General features: G+C 41.9%; 4 protein-coding genes. All 4 read right to left on the bottom strand.

Annotated elements, in window-relative coordinates; all coding sequences use genetic code 11:
- The coding region (gene rlmD, locus CCU_RS04050; RefSeq protein WP_208896342.1) for a 23S rRNA (uracil(1939)-C(5))-methyltransferase RlmD at window positions 1–1,334 on the bottom strand (1,334 nt) is incomplete at its 3' end.
- 11 nt (window positions 1,335–1,345) lie between these two features.
- Window positions 1,346–1,888 carry a prolyl-tRNA synthetase associated domain-containing protein gene (locus CCU_RS04045; protein WP_015533662.1) on the bottom strand — a complete coding sequence of 181 codons (543 nt, stop codon included), beginning with the start codon at window positions 1,886–1,888 and terminating at the stop codon, window positions 1,346–1,348.
- Between the two features lie 143 nt (window positions 1,889–2,031).
- A complete protein-coding gene (locus CCU_RS04040; protein ID WP_015533661.1) occupies window positions 2,032–2,529 on the bottom strand; it encodes a low molecular weight protein-tyrosine-phosphatase in 498 nt (165 codons plus the stop codon).
- A gap of 232 nt (window positions 2,530–2,761) precedes the next feature.
- Entirely contained in the window at window positions 2,762–3,658 is an 897-nt protein-coding gene (locus CCU_RS04035) for a LysR family transcriptional regulator (RefSeq protein WP_015533660.1), read from the bottom strand.
- Window positions 3,659–3,904 lie beyond the last annotated feature (246 nt).

Raw genomic sequence — 3,904 nt, 5'->3', positions numbered from 1 at the left:
AGGAGCACCACGGTCTCTACCCCGCGGGTGAGCGGGAACATGTCCACAGGGGTCATCTTGATGACCTGATAGCCGTTCTTTGTCATATATTTCAAGTCACGGGCAAGGCTCTCAGGACCACAGGATATATACACAACCCTTTTAGGTCCAAGTGTGATGACCGATGACATGAACTCCTCTGTACTTCCAGATCTCGGAGGATCCATGAATACCACATCTATGCTGTCACCCTCCTCAGCGACATCGACCATAAATCTGCCGGCGTCGTTGCTGTAAATATCAACATTCTGTATCTTGTTCATCTTCACATTCACCCGGGCATCGTGCACAGCGGCTTCATTCAACTCCACGCCTATGACCTTCTTTGCACGGTCGCTTGCAGCTATGCCTATGGTTCCTATACCGCAGTAGGCATCGATCACAGTCTCCTTCTTCTTGAGATCCGCGTACTTGATGGCTTTGCCATAGAGGACCTCCGTCTGCTCCGGATTGACCTGATAGAAGCTGCCCGGCGATATACGGAAACGCTTTCCGCATAGGATATCCTCTATATAACCTTTGCCGTAAACAACCTGATTTCTGTCGCCTATGACCATGCTGGTGTCCTTCATGTTGATATTCTGGACAATCGTTGTGATCTCCGGATGAGCCGTCACAAGTGTCTTTGCGAGATTCTTCTTGGACGGGAATACCGGCGACGCTGTAACTATGATCACCATGATCTGCCCAGTCTTTCTTCCAACTCTTATCTGCAAATGCCTGATAAGTCCGGTTCCTGTATCCTCGTTGTATATCTGGAGCTTGAACGACTTTATCAGTCCGGCAAATGTTCTGATGATGTCCGCAGCCTTCTCATCCTCCACATAACAGTCCTCGACTGGAAGTATATTGTGTGTTCCCTCCTCGTACACCCCGGAAATTATTTCTCCGCTCTTCATTCTCCTGAATGCCGCAGTGACCTTATTCCTGTAGTGATACGGATTCTTCATGCCTATTATCTTGTCCACAGGACCAAATACGCTGAGCAGGTCATCTATATACTTCTGTTTCTCAGCAAGCTGCTGCTCATATGGCATATCCACATACTGACAGCCACCGCACAGGTGGGATATAGGACATTTGCTGTTCGGGTTGAGCTTATATTGTGATGAGTGTGCCTGTCGCGGTTTTCCCTGTACAGCTTTACCTTTGCTTCCTGTTTTTATTTGTTTCTCTCCACCTGTTACATCGTACTTTCTGCTATGTGACTGTCCTTTTCTCTTGTTTACGCTGCCACTCGTTTTATTATTTTCTTCTCTGCGAGGCTTGCCCCCGTTTCTTCGCTCTGCCATCATTTTTACCACTCCTATTCTCCAGTGAGCGTCACCTTGATCATATCGTGGTGAACCGCCTCAAGAAACTTTCCAAATATATCCTCCGTCCTGACCTTCATACTTGATGTGTTCACACACGGATGGCATCCAAGATACTCGCCCTTCATAACATCCTCGTCAACAAGCAGCTGCACATAATTCTCATGGTCATTCATGAGACCCATGACGCTGACCGCCCCCGGCCTGATATCCAGATACTTCTCCATATCCTCCGGCGATGCAAATGAAAGTCTCGCGCTGCCTATCTGCGATGTGATCTCCTTTGTCTTGAACGGCTTGTCGCCCGGCATCATGAGCAGATAGAACTGCGTCTTCTGCCTGTTGCACAAAAACAGATTCTTACAAATGGTTGCCCCAAGCACCGCATCTATCTCGCTGCAAACTTCCATTGTGTCTGCTGGAGCATGATCTGTGCGCCAATACTCTATGCCGTGATCATCAAGGAAATCATAAACTCTGATCTCCCTCTCAAGTCGTCCTTCATTTGTATCCGGTCTGCCTTTGTATAATTCCATTTGTGTGCCCTCCGTTGGTGGTTTATATATTTTCTCTCATGCATTTACGCGTAAATCATATCACGTTTCTTGTGGTGTTGCTATATAAAACAAGCAATATAAAATCAATATAAAACCATGCCTTCGAGAGTGTAAACACATATCTACAACCTATTGCCTTGCCTGAGATACTCAAGAAATCCCTCGCATCCCTGACACACATCCCTGTATGTCTCATCAAATCGTCCTGTATACCACGGATCAGCTATAGATTGTCCATATCTTCCCGCATAATCGAGCAGCAAATGTATCTTGTCCTGGTAGTCCGGACCGGTTATGCGCATTGTGTTCCTCACATTTGCTGTATCTGCGCAGAGCAGGTAATCATAATATTCATAATCCCGCCTTGTAACCTGCCTGGCCCTCTTGCCACTAAAATCTGTATAAGCCGTCTTACCTATGCCATGCGCCCTCAGCACTTCCTGCGCCGGTGGGTATATCGGATTGCCTTTTCCGCCCCAGATCTCCTCAGTGCTGGTGGCCGCAGAAGCTATATCAAATTTATCTGCTATGCTGAGTTTTTCTACCATGTCCTTGAGGACGAACTCAGAGATGGGGGAACGGCAGATGTTGCCGTGGCAGATGAATAAAACTCTAATCATAAATTTCTCCTGTTCTAAAATGCCCTATATTGCCCTATTTTGCAAGGATTTATCGACTTTTCCGGGCATCGTATTTTTCTTCTCTAAAACTACACTTTTTGCGAAATAATGCAAAACGGAGCAAATCAATGCCTTGTGTAGTAGTCAAATCGTAGTCAGTTAAGGGGATTCAGACTACGGATGGGGGTGTGCAACAATAATAAAAATATTTTATATTAATCGCTGCACAGATCTAAGCAATATTTTCATTAGTATTTTCCAATATTATTTCAATCAATCCTTCTATTGCTGAATTTAAATGCTTGTCTTTATGAATAAAAATCTGTGAAAATATAGCAAAATCATTTCCTCCCCAATCAAGTCTCTTTAGAGAGCCGTTTTCTATTTCTTCTTTGGCTACCATATCTGGTATGAAAGCTACACCTAATTGATTTATTGCAAACTGTTTTAATATTTCTTTTCTGCTTGTCTCTATTCCAATTTTAGGAGTAACGGAATACTTTGCCAAATCCTGAATAAGCATTAATCTGAAATTACAGCTATGCGAAGTAAGGAGCAATGGAATATTTTCTAAATCTGTTTCCTTAATACGATTTCTGTTTGCAAGCGGATATTCGGGGCTTGCATAGAACCCTAATGTTTCAGGTTTCTTATGTAGCATGACCAATTCTGGTGATTCAATGTAAGGATTCAAGGTATAAACCAAATCTAAAGCTCCCTGTTTTAACATCGAAGGAAATGTATCATGAGTAATAAATTGAAGCTCTATTACTATTTTAGGGAATCTCTTTTTATATTCCAGCAGAATATGGGGCAATATGTTATAACACAAAGATTCAGAAACCCCTAACCTTAATATTCCTGTAGGATCTTCTGATTTTGGTACTTCTAGTAATATTTCTCTTTCCAGTTGCAGCATTTTTTGTGCATATATTAATAATCTTTTACCCTCTAATGTTAGAACAATATTTTTTCCTAACCGTTCAAACAAAAGACAATTCAACTCTTCCTCCAGCTGTTTAATTTGTGTCGTAACCGTTGATTGAGCATATCCCAACATATTTGAAGCAGCTGTGAAACTTCCTGCTTCAGTTATTTTTAAAAAAGTTTCTAATTGTACTATTGTCATTTTATCGCCCTCTTATCAAATTAAATGAACTTCATCATTCGTTATTTCAATTTTACCGATACACAATTTAATGATATCATACAAGAAAAAAGAAAGGAATGCAACCAATATGAGCATAGAAGTTGAACACTTAACAAAAAGCTATAAAATAAAAAAACGTTCCATTAGGGACAACTCTATCAAATACCTTGTTGCAAAAAAATATTTTTTTGTCAACTGCTGTAAATGACATTTCTTTTACCATTC

The sequence above is a fragment of the Coprococcus sp. ART55/1 genome, assembly GCF_000210595.1.
Lineage (GTDB): Bacteria > Bacillota > Clostridia > Lachnospirales > Lachnospiraceae > Coprococcus > Coprococcus aceti.
Note: the sequence above shows the minus strand (reverse complement) of the source record. Positions and strands in the feature narration are given on the sequence as shown.